Origin of the sequence: Paenibacillus sp. PastF-3, assembly GCF_029893135.1 — a bacterium.
GTDB classification, from domain to species: domain Bacteria; phylum Bacillota; class Bacilli; order Paenibacillales; family Paenibacillaceae; genus Paenibacillus_AQ; species Paenibacillus_AQ nitricinens.
In genome coordinates this window covers 63359-80973 of record NZ_JARXWM010000014.1, presented here as the reverse complement: position 1 = coordinate 80973, position 17615 = coordinate 63359, and the positions used below count along the sequence as shown (strand labels likewise).

Sequence of the window (17615 nt, the reverse complement as noted above, 5' to 3'; positions counted from 1 at the left end):
TTTTTAACCGAGAATGTAGTTAACAGCAGTTATTCTTATTTAACGCATAGATCAACAGTTCTAGGCTCTCTGTAACCTGCTCCCGTTTGTTCTCCGGTATATCATTCATAATCTTTCCAAAGTATGCATTAAGAACAGCACTAATTTGCTCATTTAAAACCTGTCCCTTGGTTGAAAGCATCAGCTTCACATAACGCCTATTGTTCGGATCAATAATTCTTTCAACCCAATGATCTGCTACTAAGTTATTTACCGTTCTGCTCATGGTGCTTTTATCCAGATTAAGTACATTAGCCAGATCTATGAGTGAGATTTCACCCGCAAGCCCAATTTCCATAATAGCATGGCATTGTCCGATCGTTGCTCCGCAACACATGAGTTGTGTTTTCTCTAGAGCACCAATGTTTTTATCGAAAGCTCTCATTAAATTCCTAAGTAAATCTACATTTTCCATGGTTTCACCTCAATAATGAATAGAGAAATATTACGAACCTTTAACCCCTTTATACAGGCTATATCCTATCTTGCCATCTAGTACAGCTTTAAAAAAAATCTTCTCGTTCTCCATAACCTTAAATACACCTTTAATTCCATGCTTCTGCACAATCCGTTTCAAGGTTATCAGTCTTTCGGGTAAAGTAAGCAGCTTCGAATGATGCTTAACATCTCGATCTTTTCGAACCTTCCAGAATTTTTCCGGTTGTGACCATTCTTCATACTCCGCAATAATGTTGACGACACCCGATTTTCTCAGCATTTCATTCCATTGCTCTAATTCCAAAGGAGTCGTTCCGTACCTTTCAGCTAGTTCTTCCTTCTCATTTTCCGTCACTTGCTTTTTCCAGATGGATTCATGGATCACTACGGTACCACCAGGTTTCACAACACGCACCATTTCATTCAGAACCTGTTCTGAATCATCCGGGATTCCAACCGCACATTCATTAATTACCACATCAAAGGTATCATCACCAAAGGGTAAAGCCTGAGAATCTCCCTGACGGAAGGAGACACAGCCCGTCATACCGGCCAATCTAGCAGAGTTCGACGCGGACTCGATCATTTTTACTGAGATGTCTAATCCAGTCACCTGAACCCCATAGTTCTCTGCATAAAATATTGCTTGAGTTCCTCTTCCACTGGATACATCCAAAACCCGCATCCCCTGTTTAAGCTCTGCAATCTCTGCAGTGCGTTTAGTTAAAGCAAAGCCTCCAGGATGCAGTGTTTCTATTCCACTAATCTCAATGGCATCCTCAATGGTTGGTTGATGTATTCCTTTTCTTTTCATCTTCATCCCTCCCACTAAAATGTAACACACAACTGTTGTATTTTACAACAGTTAAATAAAAAAAGACTATGTCCGTTTGGAAATAGTCTTCACATGGTAGAATTTTATTGATTGTGAAGGGTAAATGTCAGAAGAAAATAATGTTTTAGACTGAAAATTATCAAGACCTAAACTTATGAAAATCAAATAAAATATAGAGTTCTACATATTATGCATGACTAATATGTGGAACCCTTTATGTTTAACTCCCTCGATACGATATAGTTTTCTCACTAATACTCGCTTATTCGCAGGATTTCGCCCGGTGGGTAAGGGGTGAAAGATCAGAAGGGGAACTCCGTGTTAGACTTCGGCAACATGAAGACGCACGGGAATAGTGGGGAACATATCCTGCCCCATATAATTCCATTTACTGCACGCTTTCTCCACGCCTCCCTTGGAGGTTTTCACTCCCATGTCTCAACGGGTCTGTGCCCTCTCATTCCTTCGTTACGCCTGTCCAAGGGGTGGAGGCCGGTCTTGCTATCGTTACGGGTCTGTGCCCTTTGGTTAAATATATCCGGTACTCCGTGCTTTCTTTGAAATCCTGCAAATAAGCCAATACTCGTGCTACGAAACGGTAGGTTATAGGTTAAGCTGCGAGCTGAATAGGCATTGTTTTTGGAGGGTTGTAAGCTTCGCCACTGCGGGCCATCCCTACAAGTATTCGAGCTAACTTTCCACACAGTTTCATAATAGACCTCATTTTCTTCATCTTCTTTACTTGTACATTGTAGGTATGCATGGCTTTAAACTCCGAATTACTTGCTACTAAACTCATGGTCATCATAAAGATGAAACGGCGGAGACGAGATCGTCCTCGTTTGCTAATCTTCATTTGTCCAGTCCATTTGCCTGAACTAGCTTCTGCGAGGTTTAGCCCAGCATGGCGCAGCAAGGCATTGCCGTGCACAAATCCGCTTAAATCCCCTGCCTCACCTAGAATACCGGCTAGTGAAATAACACTTATCCCTTTGACAGCAAGCATGGATTCAGCAAATGGAATACGTTTTAGAACGGCAACAATCTCTGTCTCTACCGTTTTTAGTTGCAGGCAAGCAAGGTCGTACTCATCGAGAAGTTGCTTCAAGTGAAGTTTGTAGGCATGCAATGCTTGCTTAGTGCCAACAGAACGGCTAGCAAAAGAGATAAGAGCTTTGGCCTTTGGTTCACCAGAATGCCGTTTCATAACCGATTTCCAACCTTGCAGGACGTCTTGAGGCTGAAGTTTATACAATTCTTCGGGTGTAGGAAAAAGACGAAGTGTGGCTAGTGAACCTGTACACATGATGTTTTTGAAGACTTGTCGCAGCTCAGGAAAAACAACGTCGACCCAGCGATGGATTTGGTTCTTCGCACTAACGAGTCTCGTTACGACAGAGTCGCGGTTTGAGAGAAAGACACGTAATTCTTCGAAGGCTTCTGGTGTGTTGCGAATGAACAAATAATAGCCGTTTTTGACCATATCAGCGATGACCAGAGCATCCTTTTTGTCGCTCTTGGATGGCGTATTGTCGCGGTTCTCCTTATTTTTTCTCACGAGATGTGGATTGACTAGAACGACTTCAAACTGGCGATCCGAAAGCCAGTTGGATAGGCTAAACCAATAGTGCCCGGTAGGCTCCATACCAACAATAGCCTCCGTTAAAGCGTGTGTGGATTGCAACGTTTGAATCCAACGAAGAAGGAATTGAAAACCCTCTTCATCATTAGAAAAGGATAGAGGATTACCGACCACGATTCCTCGAAAGTTAACAGCACGAGCGACATGCGTTTGCTGAGCAATGTCGATTCCTACGACTAGATGCTGGGCGGTAATTTTTTCAATGAGTTGATTTTGTCTGTCCTGCGATTTAAACTTCATAGTAGAGCGTCCTCCTGGATGATGGGATTTAAAGGGCTATGACCCGTTGCGTACTCCCATCGTACCGAGGCGCTTGTTTTTTTGCAAAGCTGATAATTAACGCTCTACAGGAATGCTATCGTGTCCAGTTAGCTTAATAGATTACTGCCTTGATTACATAATTAAATTTATTCTTTAACTTTCAATAACCTTAAACTGTTTAATGTCACAAGCAATGTTGCCCCCATATCGGCAAATATTGCTATCCATAGCGTTAACCAACCAGGCATAACTAACAGTAATGCCACTATTTTAATTGCTAAAGAGAAGGTAATATTTTGTTTGATGATGACACGAGCTTTGCGGCTTAATTTAATGGTATATGGCAATTTTCTTAAATCATCAGACATTAACGCAATGTCAGCCGTTTCTAAGGCTGTGTCAGTCCCGGCACCACCCATCGCTACACCAACAGTAGAAGCTGCAAGTGCTGGTGCATCGTTTACGCCATCCCCGACCATTGCTACACTATGATGCTTTGCTCGAAGTTCTTTAATAAAATTCAACTTATCTTCGGGTAGTAAATCAGCTTTAATATCAGAAACACCGACTTGTTTTCCAATTGCTGCTGCGGTTCTTTGGTTATCACCGGTCAGCATCACTGTCTCAATTCCCATATAATTTAATTTACTGATGACTTCTTTGGACGATTCTCTCATTTCATCTGCTACGGCAATTAACGACAGAATCTTTATTTTCGTCCCTAACACCATTACAGTTTTTCCTTCTGTTTGCATATGAATAATTTTTTCTTTAATAGAAGTTTCAATCGTTTGATGCAATTCTTCAAAAAGATATGGACTTCCAACATAATACATTTCATTATTTACTTTTGCTTTTACCCCTTTACCTGTTATAGATTGGAACTCTTCAACTGACAGGCTATTAAAATTCAATCCAATTTCTTCTGCTTTTCTCATAATGGCTGAAGCAAGTGGGTGTTGCGATCCTTTTTCTATAGCTGCAGTTACCATCATTAATTCGTTTTCGTTTCCACTATACGTCACGATGTCTGTTACTGCAGGAATACCTTTTGTTAATGTCCCAGTTTTATCAAAAGCAATCGCTTTAAGGGCTCCTGCTTCTTCTAAATGGATTCCACCTTTGATCAAAACACCATTTCTTGCAGCATTTCCTATTGCAGTGACGACGGCAACCGGAGTTGAAACAACTAATGCACACGGACAACCAACCACTAATACAGCTAAACCTTGATAAATCCATTCACTCCAATCACCGCCAAATAGTAATGGAGGAGCAACAGCGATTAACAGAGCCAAGACAACAATAGCTGGTGTATAGTATTTCGCAAATTTATCGACGAACGCTTGAGAAGGTGCTCGTTCTGCTTGAGCTTCTTCAACAAGATGAATAATTTTTGAAAGTGTAGTATCTTCAACTCGTTTTGCTACTCTAACTTCAAGCAACCCTTCTTCATTCAAAGTTCCAGCAAACACTTCATCATCAATTGTTTTTGTTACTGGAACACTTTCACCCGTAATCGCAGCCTGATTTAACGTAGAAGTACCTTTAATGACAACTCCATCCATAGCCAATTTTTGACCAGGCTTTACGATCATAATATCTCCAACTTGAATATCATCAACGTGGATCATCATTTCTTCATTTCCACGACGAATTAACGCTTCTTTTGGAGCAATATCCATCAATGATTCAATAGATTGACGAGCCTTATCCATTGAATAACGCTCTAATGCTTCACTGATAGCGAAAAAAATAACAACTGTTGCTCCTTCACCCCATTCACCAATTACCGCGGCTCCTAAAATAGCAATGGTCATTAACGTATTCATATCGAATTTTAATCTGCTTATGTTTTTTAGACCTTTAATAAATAGTGAATATCCGCCAATTAAAATGGACGCTGCATAACCAATCGTCGGAAGAAGATGATCTTCCCCATATTGCTCTCCTAAAAACCAACTAATAACAAGCAATATAGCTGAAATATACACCTTAATGTTTTCTTTTTGCTTCCAAAATGGTTCACGTTCTACTCTTTGTTCTTTTTCATCGCGAATCTTTAGATTTTCAAATGCTCCAGCTTTTTCTAATTCTGCAATTGTTGTCGTACCTTTAACATAAACTTTAGATGCTCCAAAATTCACTTTTGCATCATGTACACCTGGTAGTTCTTTAACATTATTTTCAAAGATAGCTGCACAGTTTGTACAGGTAAACCCTTGAACCCTATAGGTTTTCATTTCTTGTTCGGATAATTTCGTTTGTTGATCAGACATTTATCTCAACCTCCTTACTATGTGCTAAAGCAATAATGATTAACTGTTTAATGTGTTCATCAACTAATGAATAGAATGCCAACTTCCCTTCTTTTCGATACTTCACAACCCCTTGTTTATGAAGTGTTCGTAAGTGATGAGAAGCATTAGCCACCGTTGACCCTATTATATTTGCTATGTCACAAACACATAGCTCTTCATCCGTACACAATGCATAGGTGATTTTTGCTCTATTTTCATCAGCTATAGCTTTAAACAATTGGGAAACACTAGATATATCAATTGTTTGTAAATCCCCGCGTATTCGAATCACCTTTTCTTCATCGTAACAATAAATCTCACAAGTATCTTTTTTACCCATTTTCTCACTCCATTATCATTCAAGTGTCTGTTTGAATATACTATACTCTTTTTTCGGAAATATTCAAGTGGATACTTGAATGAAATTAAAAAAAGAATTAGGAATCCTAATTCTTTAAACAAAATTTATTGAGCTATCCTGCTTAAAATTGGTTTGTTCATAGTTATTACCAAGGGGGAAACCTAGAAAATAAAAAACAATATGTTATTAATAGGCATTAGAAGAACACTTACAAAACTGTGTGATATAATCCGGGTAAACAAGAGGAGTGTGGATAGGTGCCTCAAAGGGAGAGTTTAGAAACGAACCAAATTTCCGTATACGTAGTAGCCTTAATTGTTGGAGGGATAGTGGGATTAATAAGTCCACGAATAGGTGGCTTCCTAGAATCCTTGGTTTCCTTTGTGATTGCTGTCCTTTAATTCAGTATGTTTTGTCAAATTCCATTTCTGAAATTAAAGGAAGCATTCTCTAATGGACGCTTCATAGGAGCCTTATTGCTTGTTAACTTTATCTTAATTCCCTTGCTTGTATTCTTATTAATCAAGGTTTTTCCTCAGCCTACCCCAGTTCTAATTGGAGTTTGCTTGGTACTTCTAACTCCATGTATAGACTATGTCATAGTATTTACCCAATTGGGTAAAGGAAATGAAAAGTTAATTCTTGCTTCTACTCCAGTACTTTTTGTTGTCCAAATGATTATGCTGCCTTTTTATCTTTGGCTGTTCATTGGTAATGAGGCATCACAAATAGTTAGAATTGGTCCTTTTATTGAAGCTTTTGTTTATTTAATCATCATTCCTTTACTATTCGCTTTAGCTATTCAGTTCTCAAATAAAAAAAGCACACGAGGTATTAAAGCACTGGACTACACTGCGTGGCTCCCCGTCCCGCTTATGGCATTCGTACTCTTTTTAGTGATAGGCTCTCAAATTGATAGGGTTGTAAAGGATTTCAATGTCATTATTGCAGTGATACCAATTTATGTATTATTTCATATTGTGTCACCAGTTATTTCTCGAACGATATCATCTATTTTTCGTATCGGGCCACCAGATGGGCGTGCACTGATTTTTAGCGCAGGAACACGAAATTCCCTTGTTGTACTTCCTCTGGCCCTTACCTTACCAGAAGAGATGGCTACAATCGCAGCATCAGTAATAGTAACCCAAACAGTAATTGAATTGATCGCAGAACTGTTATATATCAATTTCGTGCCTAATTATATTTATAGAGATCTAAAGGTAAATGAAAATTGAGGCTAGAAAGTATTACACTAACGGGGAAACTATAGCCCAATCAACGGCAACTGGCCAATTTGATGTCTGCTGTTGTTATTAAATTTAGATTACGTTAAACACCCAACCCTTCTTTTGTAACAGTGGATAGACTGTATAAAGAATTTAGCGTTAAAGGTGCAGGGGTGTACGCGATGGTCGACGATATACTCGGAGATAAAAAAACTCGTCAATACGATTGGTTTTCAAAATAAAGAGGTTGAACTCAGAGGATTTATTCAGGTGGTTAAGAATATTTCAAGTAAACATAATCTTACTTTTGTTGAGATGTTCCAAGCTTATTTAAATTGGAAAGACATAGAACATTAACAAAAATAATGTTTCAACTAACGTGGAACGTTAGTTCAATGAAATAGCGACAGTCTAGGACTTTATTTTCTCGTCCTTTGCTGTCGCTGTTTCAATTTCTTGGGTCAGTTTAAACTTATTTATGGGGTCTGACGGTATGACAATTCGAAAAGCCGCGTGAAATAAAGATATTCAGTCTAATACTTTATTTTCTGCTGACATAAAACCCTCTCAACACATCACGCATTTCTTGCTTGATATTGATGTCTGGACGTTTTTCTTTGGCCAAAGCTTCCGCTTCTTCTACGGTAGAAGCCATTTCTAGTTCAAGTAAAACTCCAGTGGCTACTGTTCCTGTGCGATTACGACCCCCTGCACAATGAAAATACACCGTCTTTCCACTGTTCACTGCGTCTGTAACTGCCTGAATAGCTGCTTTCACATAAGACCCTTGGCCTGCTTCATCCTCTACGATTGGGAAGTGATGACGGGTTACTTCGGTTGGAAAGCCTTCTGCCTCCGTTCCGTTATCTCTCAAATCAAACACATCTGTAATCTCATTCTCTTTAAGGGCTTCAAGCAAAGCATTCTCTCCACCAATATATACTTTATTCTCGATAAGTGCGTGGTAATTTGCCATAATAGCTCTCTCCTGTCGGCTTAACAGCAGTTGCTGCCGCCACTCATAGTTAGTCCTGCGTCTTGCTCGTCCTGCACAAAATCAAGGACAAGTCCGCCGATTTGGTCAGCCACCCGGGAATCTGCCGCAATTTGAATATGATTTACTACGCTCACCGCATCATTTTCTTGCGGTTTCTCAAGCGACAATTGATAACTGGGTCCACAGCATCCTGCTCCGGAATATGCAAACCGCAAAGTAGAGACCCCTGCCTCCTTCATCATGTTCTCAATAAACTGCTTCGCTTCATCCGTAATCGTCATTTTTCCTCATTCACTCTCTTTCCTATCTTGAGATACTTTCCCGTCAAAGCTTTCAATTGTTCATACCCTGTAATTTCGTCCGGTTTCCAAGGAATGATTGCCACATGACCATTAGAGATTTCTTTAACCTTACTAATCCATTGTAGCTCGGCATGAGCACGCCCATTCAGAACTTTGTCATTTGTTCCTGCAGCAGCAAAGCTTTGGTTGATGGCCCACCATTTTGTTGGAATGCCGGCACGCTCCAGATCACACTCTAAACGAGAGGCTTCATAAAAAGGTGTTGCCTCCGCTAACGTGACGATTACGACACTGGTTTCCTTCGGATTACGAAGACGAGGGAGCAAATGTTGAACGGAATCTGGAATCCATCCAGAGGAACGGGCAATTTCTTTATGATACTCCTGAGTTGCATCAAGCAATAATAGGGTGTGTCCGGTCGGCGCCGTATCAATCACTACGATTTCCTCTTCTGAATGTTCAACCAAATCAGCAAAAGCCCTAAACACTGCGATTTCCTCTGTGCACGGCGATCTTAAATCCTCTTCTAGAAAAGCGAGTCCCTCTTCATCAAGCGATTCCGAATTTTGTTGAATGACTGCTGCCTGGTATCTCTCCAGTTCGATTTTGGGATCGACTCGACTGAGTGTGATGCGATCTGAATTCTCTCCAAACACATACTCTAGATGGGCGGCAGGATCAGTCGTACTGAGATGGACCCGGTGTCCACGTTCTGCAAGCCCTACAGCAATCGCAGAAGCTACCGTGGATTTTCCTACGCCTCCTTTACCAATTGTAAAGATCACTCGAATACCACTTTCCTCCAGATCATTAATCAAACCACCAAGATCCGGAATGGAACGGTCAATCTCCACAGCATTTACTTTTTCGGTAGATGCCAACGGATCCGATTGGAAAAGATTACGTAAGCTTTCAAGTCCAGTCACGTTAAATGGAGCTAATGGAATAACATAATTCGGCAGTTCCTGGAGTTCAGCAGGCAATTGTTCCAAAGCCCGCCGCTGCCTGTTATAAAACCCTTTAGATACAGGGTCCTCTTCGCTGTGAGATAACAGCAAACCATTAATGACCAGCATTTGGTTCTTGATACCTGTTCCCCGAAGTTCTGACGATGCACGTGCTGCTTCCATTAGCGGAGATTGTTCCGGACGGGTAACCAGAATTAGCGTCGTCATTTCACCATCTGATAAGGTGCGGACGGCTTCGTTATATAGTGTTTTTTTGGATTTTAAACCAGCCAGAGGCCCCAGACAAGATGCACCATGCGTACTTTCATCCAGAAATCCACTCCACGCCGATGGCAATTGTAATAAACGCAGTGTATGACCTGTAGGTGCGGTATCAAACAGAATATGATCAAATTGAGACTTTAATTGTTCATTAGTAAGCAGCGTCGTAAATTCATCAAAAGCTGCAATTTCAACGGTACATGCACCGGATAGCTGTTCTTCCATGGTGCTGATAACTGAATCAGGTAGGACTCCACGATACGGGGCAACAACTTTCATTTTATACTCTTCCGCAGCGGACTCCGGATCTAAATTTGCGACAAAAAGATTGGGCACACCTTCAATTGCGACGGGTTGATTGGACAACTCCCGGCCGAAGACATCTTGCAAATTAGAGGCCGGATCGGTACTCACGAGCAGAACCCGTTTACCGGCGTCCGCTAAGGCAACTGCTACTGCACAAGCAGTTGAAGTCTTCCCAACGCCACCTTTACCTGTAAAGAAAAAATATGGCGTTTTCAGGATGGTATGTGGATCGAACCGAATAGACATGTTGACCCTTCTTTCGTTTATTGTGACTTCACTTTTAGATCTAAACGCACTCTAGGCTTCATCGTAAGTTCAAAAGCCGGAATCCCTGTCCAGTTCTCTAACTCTTCATTAGTAGGATAACCTTGTTTCTTAACGACCTGACCATCTACCATAATTACAGGTAATACATTTGGGCCTTCATCAGTCAGTAATTGTTTAACAACTTCATTCGCAACAAAAGCAGCCGGCTCACTGGACAAGTTATAACGGGAAACATTGACGTCCCTTTTCTTCAGGTTATGCACCACTGCAGAGATCCGAATTAATTCCGGATCAACACTCGGACCACATACTCCTGTGGAACAACACATCGCTGGATCATAGATTTCAATAGAGTTCATATATTTAATCTCCTTTCTGTAGAAAAAAACCGGGATTTCTCCCGGCTGGACTATTCCTTATTCGCCGGTTTCAGCAAATTGTTTAATTCGTGCTCCGACCTGATCACGGACCTGCTGGAATACAGCCCATTTCTCTTCGTCAGTTCCTAGCGCTTTCGCAGGATCATCAAATCCCCAGTGTTCCCGTTTCACCTTTGGAGGTGTAATCGGGCACTTATCAGCAGCGTCTCCACACAAGGTAACCACCAGATCAGCGTTATTTAATAGCTCTGAATCAATAATATCGGATGTCTGAGACGTGATATCAATACCTACTTCATTCATAGCTTTCGCTGCTTTAGGGTTAAGACCATGTGCTTCGATACCTGCACTGTAAATATTCCACTCATCACTGAGGTATTTCTTTGCCCAGCCTTCAGCCATCTGGCTCCTACAAGAGTTTCCAGTACACAAAAAGTAAATTGTTTTCTTTTCCATGATAGATAATCTCCTTTATATTGAAGGTAATAGTAACTATATTTTTGATGCTTTGTTTAGGCAGCAGGTGACGGTTTATTAAAGTACTTCTTTCCGAACCATAATGAGACGTTTACAAGCCCGATAAGAACAGGCACCTCAACAAGCGGTCCGATAACAGCGGCAAATGCCGCCCCTGAATTTAATCCGAACACACCGATGGCCACTGCAATACCCAGTTCAAAATTGTTGCTGGCTGCAGTAAAAGAAAGTGAGGCTGCTACCGGATAAGAAGTTCCCGCTTTTTTGGACATCCAGAAGGACAAGAAAAACATAATGACAAAGTATATTAATAACGGTATAGCGATTCTAACGACATCCATAGGTAGCTGAATCATTAAATCTGCTTTAAGTGAAAACATCAACACGATTGTAAATAAAAGGGCAATCAAAGTAAGAGGACCAATCTTTGGCAAGAAAACCTTCTCGAACCAAGCCTCACCCTTTGTCTTCAGCGCAATCACTCGCGTCAATATTCCAGCTGCAAATGGAATACCCAAGTAAATCATTACGCTTTCCGCAATTTGCCCCATCGTAATGTCTACAACTGCTCCCTGTACGCCAAACCATCCGGGCATTACTGTGATGAACAGATATGCAAAAACGGAATAAAAAATAATTTGGAATATGGAGTTAAAAGCTACTAAACCTGCTGTATATTCCGGGTCGCCTTTTGCCAGATCACTCCATACGAGAACCATAGCAATACATCGAGCCAAACCTATCATGATCAAACCAATCATGTATTCCGGCATATCGCTCAGAAATAAGATGGCTAACAGAAACATTAATACTGGACCGATAATCCAGTTCTGCACCAAGGAGAGCAGTAGGACTTTCCAATCCTTAAATACTCTTCCCAGTTTCTCAAACTTCACTTTAGCCAGCGGTGGATACATCATCAGAATCAATCCCACGGCTATAGGAATTGAAGTCGATCCGACCTGCATCTTCGATAAACCTTCCGAAAAGCTAGGTATCAAAAAGCCGATCAAAATCCCAATTCCCATTGCCGCAAAGATCCATAAGGTTAAATAACGATCCAAGAAAGACAACTTCTTTTCTCTTTGACTCATATTGTTCAATCTCCTTTGATAAGTTTTCCTTATCACTTAGATCCTTGCACGTATTAATTACAAGAAATTCTAAGACCTTTCTTATCGAGCTCTTCCAATTCATGATCTTGTGAAGGAACAAAGTTCAGCAATTTCTGAATTAACTCATTATGAATACTATTAGAATTGATCGAATAAAAAATCCATTGACCCTTCCGATTTTCCTTTACCAGACCTGCATCCTTTAGTTTGCGTAAATGCTGACTGACAGACGGTTGACTCGTTTTGAAAACTTCGACAAGTTCGCATACACAGCATTCTTGCTTCTCCAACAGTTTCATCATGGTAAGCCTCGTTTTATCCCCCAATAGCTTTAATACCAATGATATTTCATCCAAATCATCTAGAGAAAAACTCATATTCCGTTCCTCCTTTTCCTTCATCATTATATAACCATATGCTTATATAAGCATATGGTTATATAAAAATCGGGATCTAAATGTTCCTTCATGAGACTTAAATCATTCGATTAATCACAATCAGCCTCAGTATAGTTCTCTTTTAACAAAGACAGCAACGTCTGAGTATCGGGTAGAGTATCTAGAACGGTTTGAATAAAAGGCTTATCATCCACATCAAGTGAATAGTATACCCATTGTCCACCTCTTCTTTCCTTAACCATTCCCAGCGCCTTTAATTTCCTTAAATGTTGACTGACATTGGGCTGAGTCATATCTAAAATCCCCACTAGATCACACACACACCATTCTTTATCTTTCAGTAGTCCCATTATTGTGAGTCTGGTTTTGTCACCTAATAATTTCAGTTTTCCAGCCATTTCCATATCGAACATATACACAGTCCTCTCAAGAATACGAACAAAATAATATATAATCATATATTATTGTTTGATTCCTTCAAAATCAAGAAAGGCTATTTCTGTAGATACATTAGGTTTATTTAAAATTTTGCCAGATCTTCGAACCTCATTGTACCTTTTCCACTCTTGAAGGCAATGCGGACAATGCTCATCCACATGACCACAACTGAATACTCGATGATACTACACCCGAAATCGATACAAAGATTTTTACTCATTAACTGGTATTTTCATTTCCTTCAATAGCGCAATAACTTTCTGTTGGATTTCGTCCCTTGCAGCTCTTACGTCTCCCAGAAGACCATCATGTGTTAACGGATCAATAACATTCCATTGAACATTTTTGATGGCAAAGGGAACGATTGGACATTTTTCATTGACTTGTTCACATAACTTTATAATGACTTTCGATTGCATAAACGTTTTCATGTCAATTGTTTTTGAGCTTTTGTTTGAAATATCAATTCCTATTTCCTTCATGACTTCAATGGTATATGGATGGATATCTCCGGATTCAAGTCCGGCACTTTCAGCGACCACATGATCACCACCATAATGTCTGGCAAAAGCCTCGGCTATTTGACTTCGGCAACGATTCTGGATACAAAGAAAATAAAGATGAATTGGTTGTTGCATTCTTCTCAACCCCTTTCTATTTGTATATCATTATATAATTAAATCATTATATAATAATCGCGCTTTATGTTATCGCAATGTAAAAACTTAATAAAGCCACACTAATTTTATAATATCGACCTTCCAAAATCATGATTTACCCATTTCGATTTTTAGTTGCATTTTGCAAGTTTTACGATTATAACTTATGTATGAGGTGAAAATAATGGAAAACGCACGAGAGTTATTTCAAATAATGACTCGGCGCTTAGGCTTACTGAATAACTGCGTAGCACGCGATCCTTCCCAGAAGAACGCAAAATCCTAATGATCAAAGTGTACGTACTTTATCTCACTGCAGATGTGGCACACCAGCAACAGGGTGATTCCCCTTATTTATTTCTGCATTAAATTATTAATCCTGCGATGAATATTTGATTTCTAGGTTCGAACAGAACATCGTATTTATGTGATTATTGTGATAAATAAATATATTTTATATAGGGGGAAGGTACAGATGATGACTGCGTTAATTGTTCGTAAGGCAACATCAGCGGATACAGAAAGTATCCTTCGCATTTATAATCAGGGTATTGAGGATCGGATTGCTACATTGGAAACCGAGTCCAAAGATTCGTCTTATATGGAAGCATGGTTCCAAGATCACCAGGGACGTTTTAGCGTTGTTGTAGCGGAAAGAGAAGGAGAAGTGCTTGGTTGGGCCTCTCTTAACCCCTATTCACAACGATGCGCCTATAGGGGCGTAGCTGATCTTTCTATTTATATTGATCGCAGGTTTCGTGGGCAAGGTATCGGCAGCTCTCTATTGAAGTCCTTAGAGCAGATAGCAAAAGAAAATGAATTTCATAAAATCGTTCTCTTCACCTTCCCATTCAATCAAGGGGGCCAAAGATTATATCTAAAGATGGATTATCGACAGGTTGGCATTTTTGAGAAGCAAGGTGTTATGGATGGGGAATTTATAGACGTGATGATTATGGAGAAACTGTTGTAAAAAAAAGGTTTGATGTACTTACAATTTGCCGAGTATCTCTTAGTGTAACCATTTCCTAACTATTCTCTCAATTTAACATCTTAAAAAATGAATTTATGGCATGTATTCTCGTCTTTTTTTGGAAAAGGGATTAAGTTCTTGCCCAGGGTCTAAATAATAAGTGAACCGCACTTGGACGAATTACAAAAGGTAAATACGTAGTCTGATCCGTAGTAATATGTAGAAAAGCCTTTGTTAACTTTATATTTCTTTTGAAACAAACTGTATTATTGGGATTTCAGAAATGAGTTTTACGATGATACCTTCAAATTGATTATCTAATCGTAGTGAGAATTCTCAATCCCTGTAAGTATTTTTCTGCTGCTTTCTTCTCTTCACTCATTCCTTTTGACATTGCCAACCGCATTGGGAGAAAGGAAATCTCTTCAGGATCAAATGTAGGTTTACTTTCGAAGGGACAATATGTTGTGATCATAAGCGTTTCATCATTAGTATATTTCAGCATTTTTTTCTTCTTTAGATTAAACAAGATCATTGTGTCAGTTTCTTTGTATGAGGTATCAATTAAAGGTCTAATCTGTAATTTGGCATACTGATTAGCGATTGTTAGCCATTTTATTGAAATGTTTACTAGCTACTTCCCATAATAAGTGATTTAATATCCACTTCATCATCCGATAATCACTGCGATTAAAGACCATCAATAGCTCCTTAAAGCCTTCTTCAAAAAAATGAAATGGAAGATCAAAAGGTTTTATATTTTTATGAGTATATCTCTTCCCCTCATTTATAAAAGGGTTGATATGGTAAACACTCTCTTTCCAAAACACGTAAGCATAGGCGTAGGGACAAATAGGTGGGAACTTTTCATCTCTTCTCTTGTACATACCAACAAATCTCTTTATACAATGTTGATGTTTTTTTAGGGTAGTACACAAAAGGTGTTTTTCAAATGCTTCTAGTGTTTTTGCAAGCGATAAATAAATATCTTTATAGTTCATTTCCACAGTATCTCTATTGGGTACATCAATATTCAAATCAAAAATTGATGAGTAGTGAACTTCGTCAGTATTTACTTGTACAAGGTTTATCATTTCTTCCATCTAGTTTAAATTCGACACTAAAAAAGGTCTGAAGATCACTGTTTTTTGAAGACATTCTATATTTTCTTCTGTTAGGCTTAACCATGCGATAACATTAGGATCTTTTAAGGTACGACTAGCTACTAAATGCTGTTGGACATCTTGATTATTTATGCATTCTTCACAATTGCAAATAAACCCCGATTCGTACTCATGTCGGGGTAATAAATAGGGGATGGATTTCTTACAAGATGGACATTCGCTGTCTAAGGCACACAGATGAAACGGACAAGTTTCTATAAATTTGAATTGATGCAACAAGCTATGATAATTCAGTTTCATGCATTCTTTGCAAAAATGAAGAGTGTCTCTAAACAGGGATTCTGACTTGATGTAGGTTGGAAACATCTGAGTTAATCTTTTTTTTATGCCCTCGGTATGGTCACTTAATGAATACCCTAGTGCTTGAGTAAGTTTTTGGTGATCGAATCCTTCAAAAGTCCATAAACTTAAATATTTTTTACTAATAATAGAACCGCCTGTTATTGGAAGCTCTGGTCCATATCTCTGCAACAGTTGCCGTGAGTTTACAACATTTGCTTTCTTGATCTTTTCAATGATAGACCAAGACGATTCGAATCCCTTCAAGGGACTATCCACTTGATTCATACTCATCAGACTGCTCCACCTTACTTTGAGTGTTAATTTTTTCTCTTATTTCAACGAATTTTTCTAACTTTCCCTTCAATATTTCGACTAAACGAGATCTCCCGTGCATACTTCCCTCTTCAATTTGTTGATTAATCATGGAAATCTGTTGATCGTAATAAGGAAGAAAAGAAGAATCGATGTAAAAGCTTGAGCACTTAAACATTATACAGGGCTGTTCATGAGTTTGACTCAAAAATTGACAATGGGTACGAGGGGATTTAATACAATAACCTTGTTCAAGTCTGATTTCAGTTAGATTTCTCTTTAACCAATCGATATCTACATTATTTTCATAGGCCTGATCAAGGATTTTAGTCTGGATGACCTCACCGGTTATCGGGTCTAGGCGTACAGCCCCATACTCATGAGAATGTTCCCAAATAACTTGTAAATTATGATCGTGGATCTTGGCATAAATAACAGCCATTTCTGGAGTTACATTTGACAATAGTTTTTGTACATCTAGGATACTGGCCCCATTACTGATTTTTTTTATACCAAAACGGTGGCGAAATGGTGACGCTCCAAACCGAAATATTTTACCGTTCAGGTCTATAATTTGTTGCTGCTCAGCAAAAATATTCAGTTGACGTATAAGAGAAGGTTGCAAATATGTTCTGCCACGATCTTTCATTTTTCCCTTATATCTCAGAAACAAGAAGTGTTCGGGGTTTTCTTCTTCTGAAAATTTTTCATGAATAAATATCTTTTGTGCTTTCACCATGCTATAAATATCTTCACTTATTGGAACTGATTTGATTTTATCTCGCTCTGAAACAATCCAATACCCATCGTCTCTTTTTTGCAAGCAGTCTAGTTTAAGTGTAAGAAGATCAACTAAATGAAATCCAGTCGCCTCCAATAAAATAACGATAGGCCACATATTGAGGATCTAATAAATGAATTTTGTTGGTTATTTGTTCCCAAATATTATCATTTAAATAGTTATATTCGGTGATCTTTTTTTTCTCTAATTTTGGTCTATCTTCTTGATAAATCAACGACCTTGAGGGTTTCAGAGGTGCTTCTTCCCATCCATATCGTTGCAGATAGGTTATGAAATTTTCAATATTTGCAATCATCGACCAAATACCATAATCGCTAGGGGGTTGATTATGGTATTGTGATGGGCTTTTCCCTCCCATTGGATTCCTTTTAAGAAAATCTACATACTCT

The 17615-nt window shown here is 39.2% G+C and carries 19 protein-coding genes and 1 pseudogene; 2 read left to right on the top strand and 18 right to left on the bottom strand.

Going from position 1 to position 17615, the window contains the following annotated elements; genetic code table 11:
- Nucleotides 1–19 precede the first annotated feature (19 nt).
- From M2444_RS24050 to M2444_RS24030, 5 genes are all read right to left on the bottom strand, one after another.
- Nucleotides 20–454, bottom strand: a complete 435-nt coding sequence (locus tag M2444_RS24050; protein ID WP_094873125.1) for a MarR family winged helix-turn-helix transcriptional regulator — start codon at nt 452–454, stop codon at nt 20–22.
- A 30-nt stretch (nt 455–484) separates the two neighbouring features.
- A complete protein-coding gene (locus M2444_RS24045) occupies nt 485–1291 on the bottom strand; it encodes a class I SAM-dependent methyltransferase (RefSeq protein ID WP_179281710.1) in 807 nt (268 codons plus the stop codon).
- 631 nt (nt 1292–1922) lie between these two features.
- The gene (locus tag M2444_RS24040) at nt 1923–3194 is read right to left on the bottom strand and encodes an IS110 family RNA-guided transposase (protein ID WP_094873128.1); all 1272 of its coding nucleotides are present in this window, start codon (nt 3192–3194) and stop codon (nt 1923–1925) included.
- 167 nt (nt 3195–3361) lie between these two features.
- Entirely contained in the window at nt 3362–5494 is a 2133-nt protein-coding gene (locus tag M2444_RS24035; protein WP_094873129.1) for a heavy metal translocating P-type ATPase, read from the bottom strand.
- Entirely contained in the window at nt 5487–5855 is a 369-nt protein-coding gene (locus tag M2444_RS24030; RefSeq protein WP_094873130.1) for an ArsR/SmtB family transcription factor, read from the bottom strand. Before M2444_RS24030 ends, M2444_RS24035 begins: the two co-directional genes overlap by 8 nt.
- Nucleotides 5856–6133: 278 nt before the next feature.
- Between M2444_RS24030 and M2444_RS24025 the strand changes: the two are divergent.
- Nucleotides 6134–7114, top strand: a pseudogene (locus M2444_RS24025) (arsenic resistance protein).
- A gap of 532 nt (nt 7115–7646) precedes the next feature.
- Here the strand turns inward: M2444_RS24025 and M2444_RS24020 are convergent.
- The 9 genes from M2444_RS24020 to M2444_RS23980 all read right to left on the bottom strand — a co-directional run bounded on the left by M2444_RS24020 (nt 7647) and on the right by M2444_RS23980 (nt 13652).
- Nucleotides 7647–8081, bottom strand: a complete 435-nt coding sequence (locus M2444_RS24020) for a protein-tyrosine phosphatase family protein (RefSeq protein WP_094873131.1) — start codon at nt 8079–8081, stop codon at nt 7647–7649.
- Between the two features lie 20 nt (nt 8082–8101).
- The gene (locus M2444_RS24015) at nt 8102–8383 is read right to left on the bottom strand and encodes an iron-sulfur cluster biosynthesis family protein (RefSeq protein WP_094878541.1); all 282 of its coding nucleotides are present in this window, start codon (nt 8381–8383) and stop codon (nt 8102–8104) included.
- A complete protein-coding gene (gene arsA, locus M2444_RS24010; RefSeq protein WP_094873134.1) occupies nt 8380–10185 on the bottom strand; it encodes an arsenical pump-driving ATPase in 1806 nt (601 codons plus the stop codon). The genes M2444_RS24015 and arsA overlap by 4 nt, the downstream gene beginning before the upstream one ends.
- A 17-nt stretch (nt 10186–10202) precedes the next feature.
- Nucleotides 10203–10565, bottom strand: coding sequence for an arsenite efflux transporter metallochaperone ArsD (arsD, locus tag M2444_RS24005; RefSeq protein ID WP_094873135.1), 363 nt, complete (start codon nt 10563–10565; stop codon nt 10203–10205).
- Between the two features lie 57 nt (nt 10566–10622).
- Nucleotides 10623–11042 (bottom strand): arsenate reductase (thioredoxin), encoded by a 420-nt coding sequence (gene arsC / locus M2444_RS24000; protein WP_094873137.1) that lies wholly within the window; start codon nt 11040–11042, stop codon nt 10623–10625.
- 56 nt (nt 11043–11098) lie between these two features.
- Nucleotides 11099–12157 (bottom strand): ACR3 family arsenite efflux transporter, encoded by a 1059-nt coding sequence (arsB, locus tag M2444_RS23995; protein WP_042128004.1) that lies wholly within the window; start codon nt 12155–12157, stop codon nt 11099–11101.
- 53 nt (nt 12158–12210) lie between these two features.
- Nucleotides 12211–12555 carry an ArsR/SmtB family transcription factor gene (locus M2444_RS23990; protein WP_094873138.1) on the bottom strand — a complete coding sequence of 115 codons (345 nt, stop codon included), beginning with the start codon at nt 12553–12555 and terminating at the stop codon, nt 12211–12213.
- Nucleotides 12556–12665: 110 nt separating this feature from the next.
- Complete coding sequence (locus tag M2444_RS23985) at nt 12666–12989, bottom strand: ArsR/SmtB family transcription factor (RefSeq protein WP_094873140.1); 324 nt, start codon at nt 12987–12989, stop codon at nt 12666–12668.
- 237 nt (nt 12990–13226) lie between these two features.
- A complete protein-coding gene (locus M2444_RS23980; protein WP_042127998.1) occupies nt 13227–13652 on the bottom strand; it encodes an arsenate reductase ArsC in 426 nt (141 codons plus the stop codon).
- A gap of 499 nt (nt 13653–14151) precedes the next feature.
- Here M2444_RS23980 and M2444_RS23975 point away from each other — a divergent pair, with 499 nt between their 5' ends.
- Entirely contained in the window at nt 14152–14646 is a 495-nt protein-coding gene (locus M2444_RS23975; protein WP_042132212.1) for an arsinothricin resistance N-acetyltransferase ArsN1 family A, read from the top strand.
- 596 nt (nt 14647–15242) lie between these two features.
- Here M2444_RS23975 and M2444_RS23970 read toward each other — a convergent pair.
- Genes M2444_RS23970 through M2444_RS23955 form a run of 4 tightly spaced genes read right to left on the bottom strand, consistent with a single transcriptional unit; the run spans nt 15243 to nt 17584 of the window.
- Nucleotides 15243–15749: a hypothetical protein gene (locus M2444_RS23970; protein ID WP_143812186.1), complete on the bottom strand. Its 507-nt coding sequence runs from the start codon at nt 15747–15749 to the stop codon at nt 15243–15245.
- Complete coding sequence (locus tag M2444_RS23965) at nt 15750–16403, bottom strand: TniQ family protein (RefSeq protein ID WP_094873144.1); 654 nt, start codon at nt 16401–16403, stop codon at nt 15750–15752. It lies immediately after the preceding gene.
- Entirely contained in the window at nt 16381–17322 is a 942-nt protein-coding gene (locus tag M2444_RS23960) for a site-specific integrase (RefSeq protein ID WP_143812187.1), read from the bottom strand. The genes M2444_RS23965 and M2444_RS23960 overlap by 23 nt, the downstream gene beginning before the upstream one ends.
- Nucleotides 17273–17584 carry a hypothetical protein gene (locus M2444_RS23955; protein WP_094873147.1) on the bottom strand — a complete coding sequence of 104 codons (312 nt, stop codon included), beginning with the start codon at nt 17582–17584 and terminating at the stop codon, nt 17273–17275. Before M2444_RS23955 ends, M2444_RS23960 begins: the two co-directional genes overlap by 50 nt.
- Between the last annotated feature and the right edge of the window lie 31 nt (nt 17585–17615).

Bases quoted from the DNA above. Each gene is read 5' to 3' on its own strand.
- arsB (WP_042128004.1), bottom strand. From the start codon at position 12,157: ATGAGTCAAAGAGAAAAGAAGTTGTCTTTCTTGGATCGTTATTTAACC.
- M2444_RS23965 (WP_094873144.1), bottom strand. From the start codon at position 16,403: ATGAGTATGAATCAAGTGGATAGTCCCTTGAAGGGATTCGAATCGTCT.
- M2444_RS24045 (WP_179281710.1), bottom strand. From the start codon at position 1,291: ATGAAAAGAAAAGGAATACATCAACCAACCATTGAGGATGCCATTGAG.
- M2444_RS24050 (WP_094873125.1), bottom strand. From the start codon at position 454: ATGGAAAATGTAGATTTACTTAGGAATTTAATGAGAGCTTTCGATAAA.
- arsD (WP_094873135.1), bottom strand. From the start codon at position 10,565: ATGAACTCTATTGAAATCTATGATCCAGCGATGTGTTGTTCCACAGGA.
- arsC (WP_094873137.1), bottom strand. From the start codon at position 11,042: ATGGAAAAGAAAACAATTTACTTTTTGTGTACTGGAAACTCTTGTAGG.
- M2444_RS23975 (WP_042132212.1), top strand. From the start codon at position 14,152: ATGACTGCGTTAATTGTTCGTAAGGCAACATCAGCGGATACAGAAAGT.
- M2444_RS23990 (WP_094873138.1), bottom strand. From the start codon at position 12,555: ATGAGTTTTTCTCTAGATGATTTGGATGAAATATCATTGGTATTAAAG.
- arsA (WP_094873134.1), bottom strand. From the start codon at position 10,185: ATGTCTATTCGGTTCGATCCACATACCATCCTGAAAACGCCATATTTT.
- M2444_RS24030 (WP_094873130.1), bottom strand. From the start codon at position 5,855: ATGGGTAAAAAAGATACTTGTGAGATTTATTGTTACGATGAAGAAAAG.
- M2444_RS24020 (WP_094873131.1), bottom strand. From the start codon at position 8,081: ATGGCAAATTACCACGCACTTATCGAGAATAAAGTATATATTGGTGGA.
- M2444_RS23960 (WP_143812187.1), bottom strand. From the start codon at position 17,322: ATGTGGCCTATCGTTATTTTATTGGAGGCGACTGGATTTCATTTAGTT.
- M2444_RS23955 (WP_094873147.1), bottom strand. From the start codon at position 17,584: ATGGGAGGGAAAAGCCCATCACAATACCATAATCAACCCCCTAGCGAT.
- M2444_RS23980 (WP_042127998.1), bottom strand. From the start codon at position 13,652: ATGCAACAACCAATTCATCTTTATTTTCTTTGTATCCAGAATCGTTGC.
- M2444_RS24035 (WP_094873129.1), bottom strand. From the start codon at position 5,494: ATGTCTGATCAACAAACGAAATTATCCGAACAAGAAATGAAAACCTAT.
- M2444_RS23985 (WP_094873140.1), bottom strand. From the start codon at position 12,989: ATGTTCGATATGGAAATGGCTGGAAAACTGAAATTATTAGGTGACAAA.
- M2444_RS23970 (WP_143812186.1), bottom strand. From the start codon at position 15,749: ATGGAAGAAATGATAAACCTTGTACAAGTAAATACTGACGAAGTTCAC.
- M2444_RS24015 (WP_094878541.1), bottom strand. From the start codon at position 8,383: ATGACGATTACGGATGAAGCGAAGCAGTTTATTGAGAACATGATGAAG.
- M2444_RS24040 (WP_094873128.1), bottom strand. From the start codon at position 3,194: ATGAAGTTTAAATCGCAGGACAGACAAAATCAACTCATTGAAAAAATT.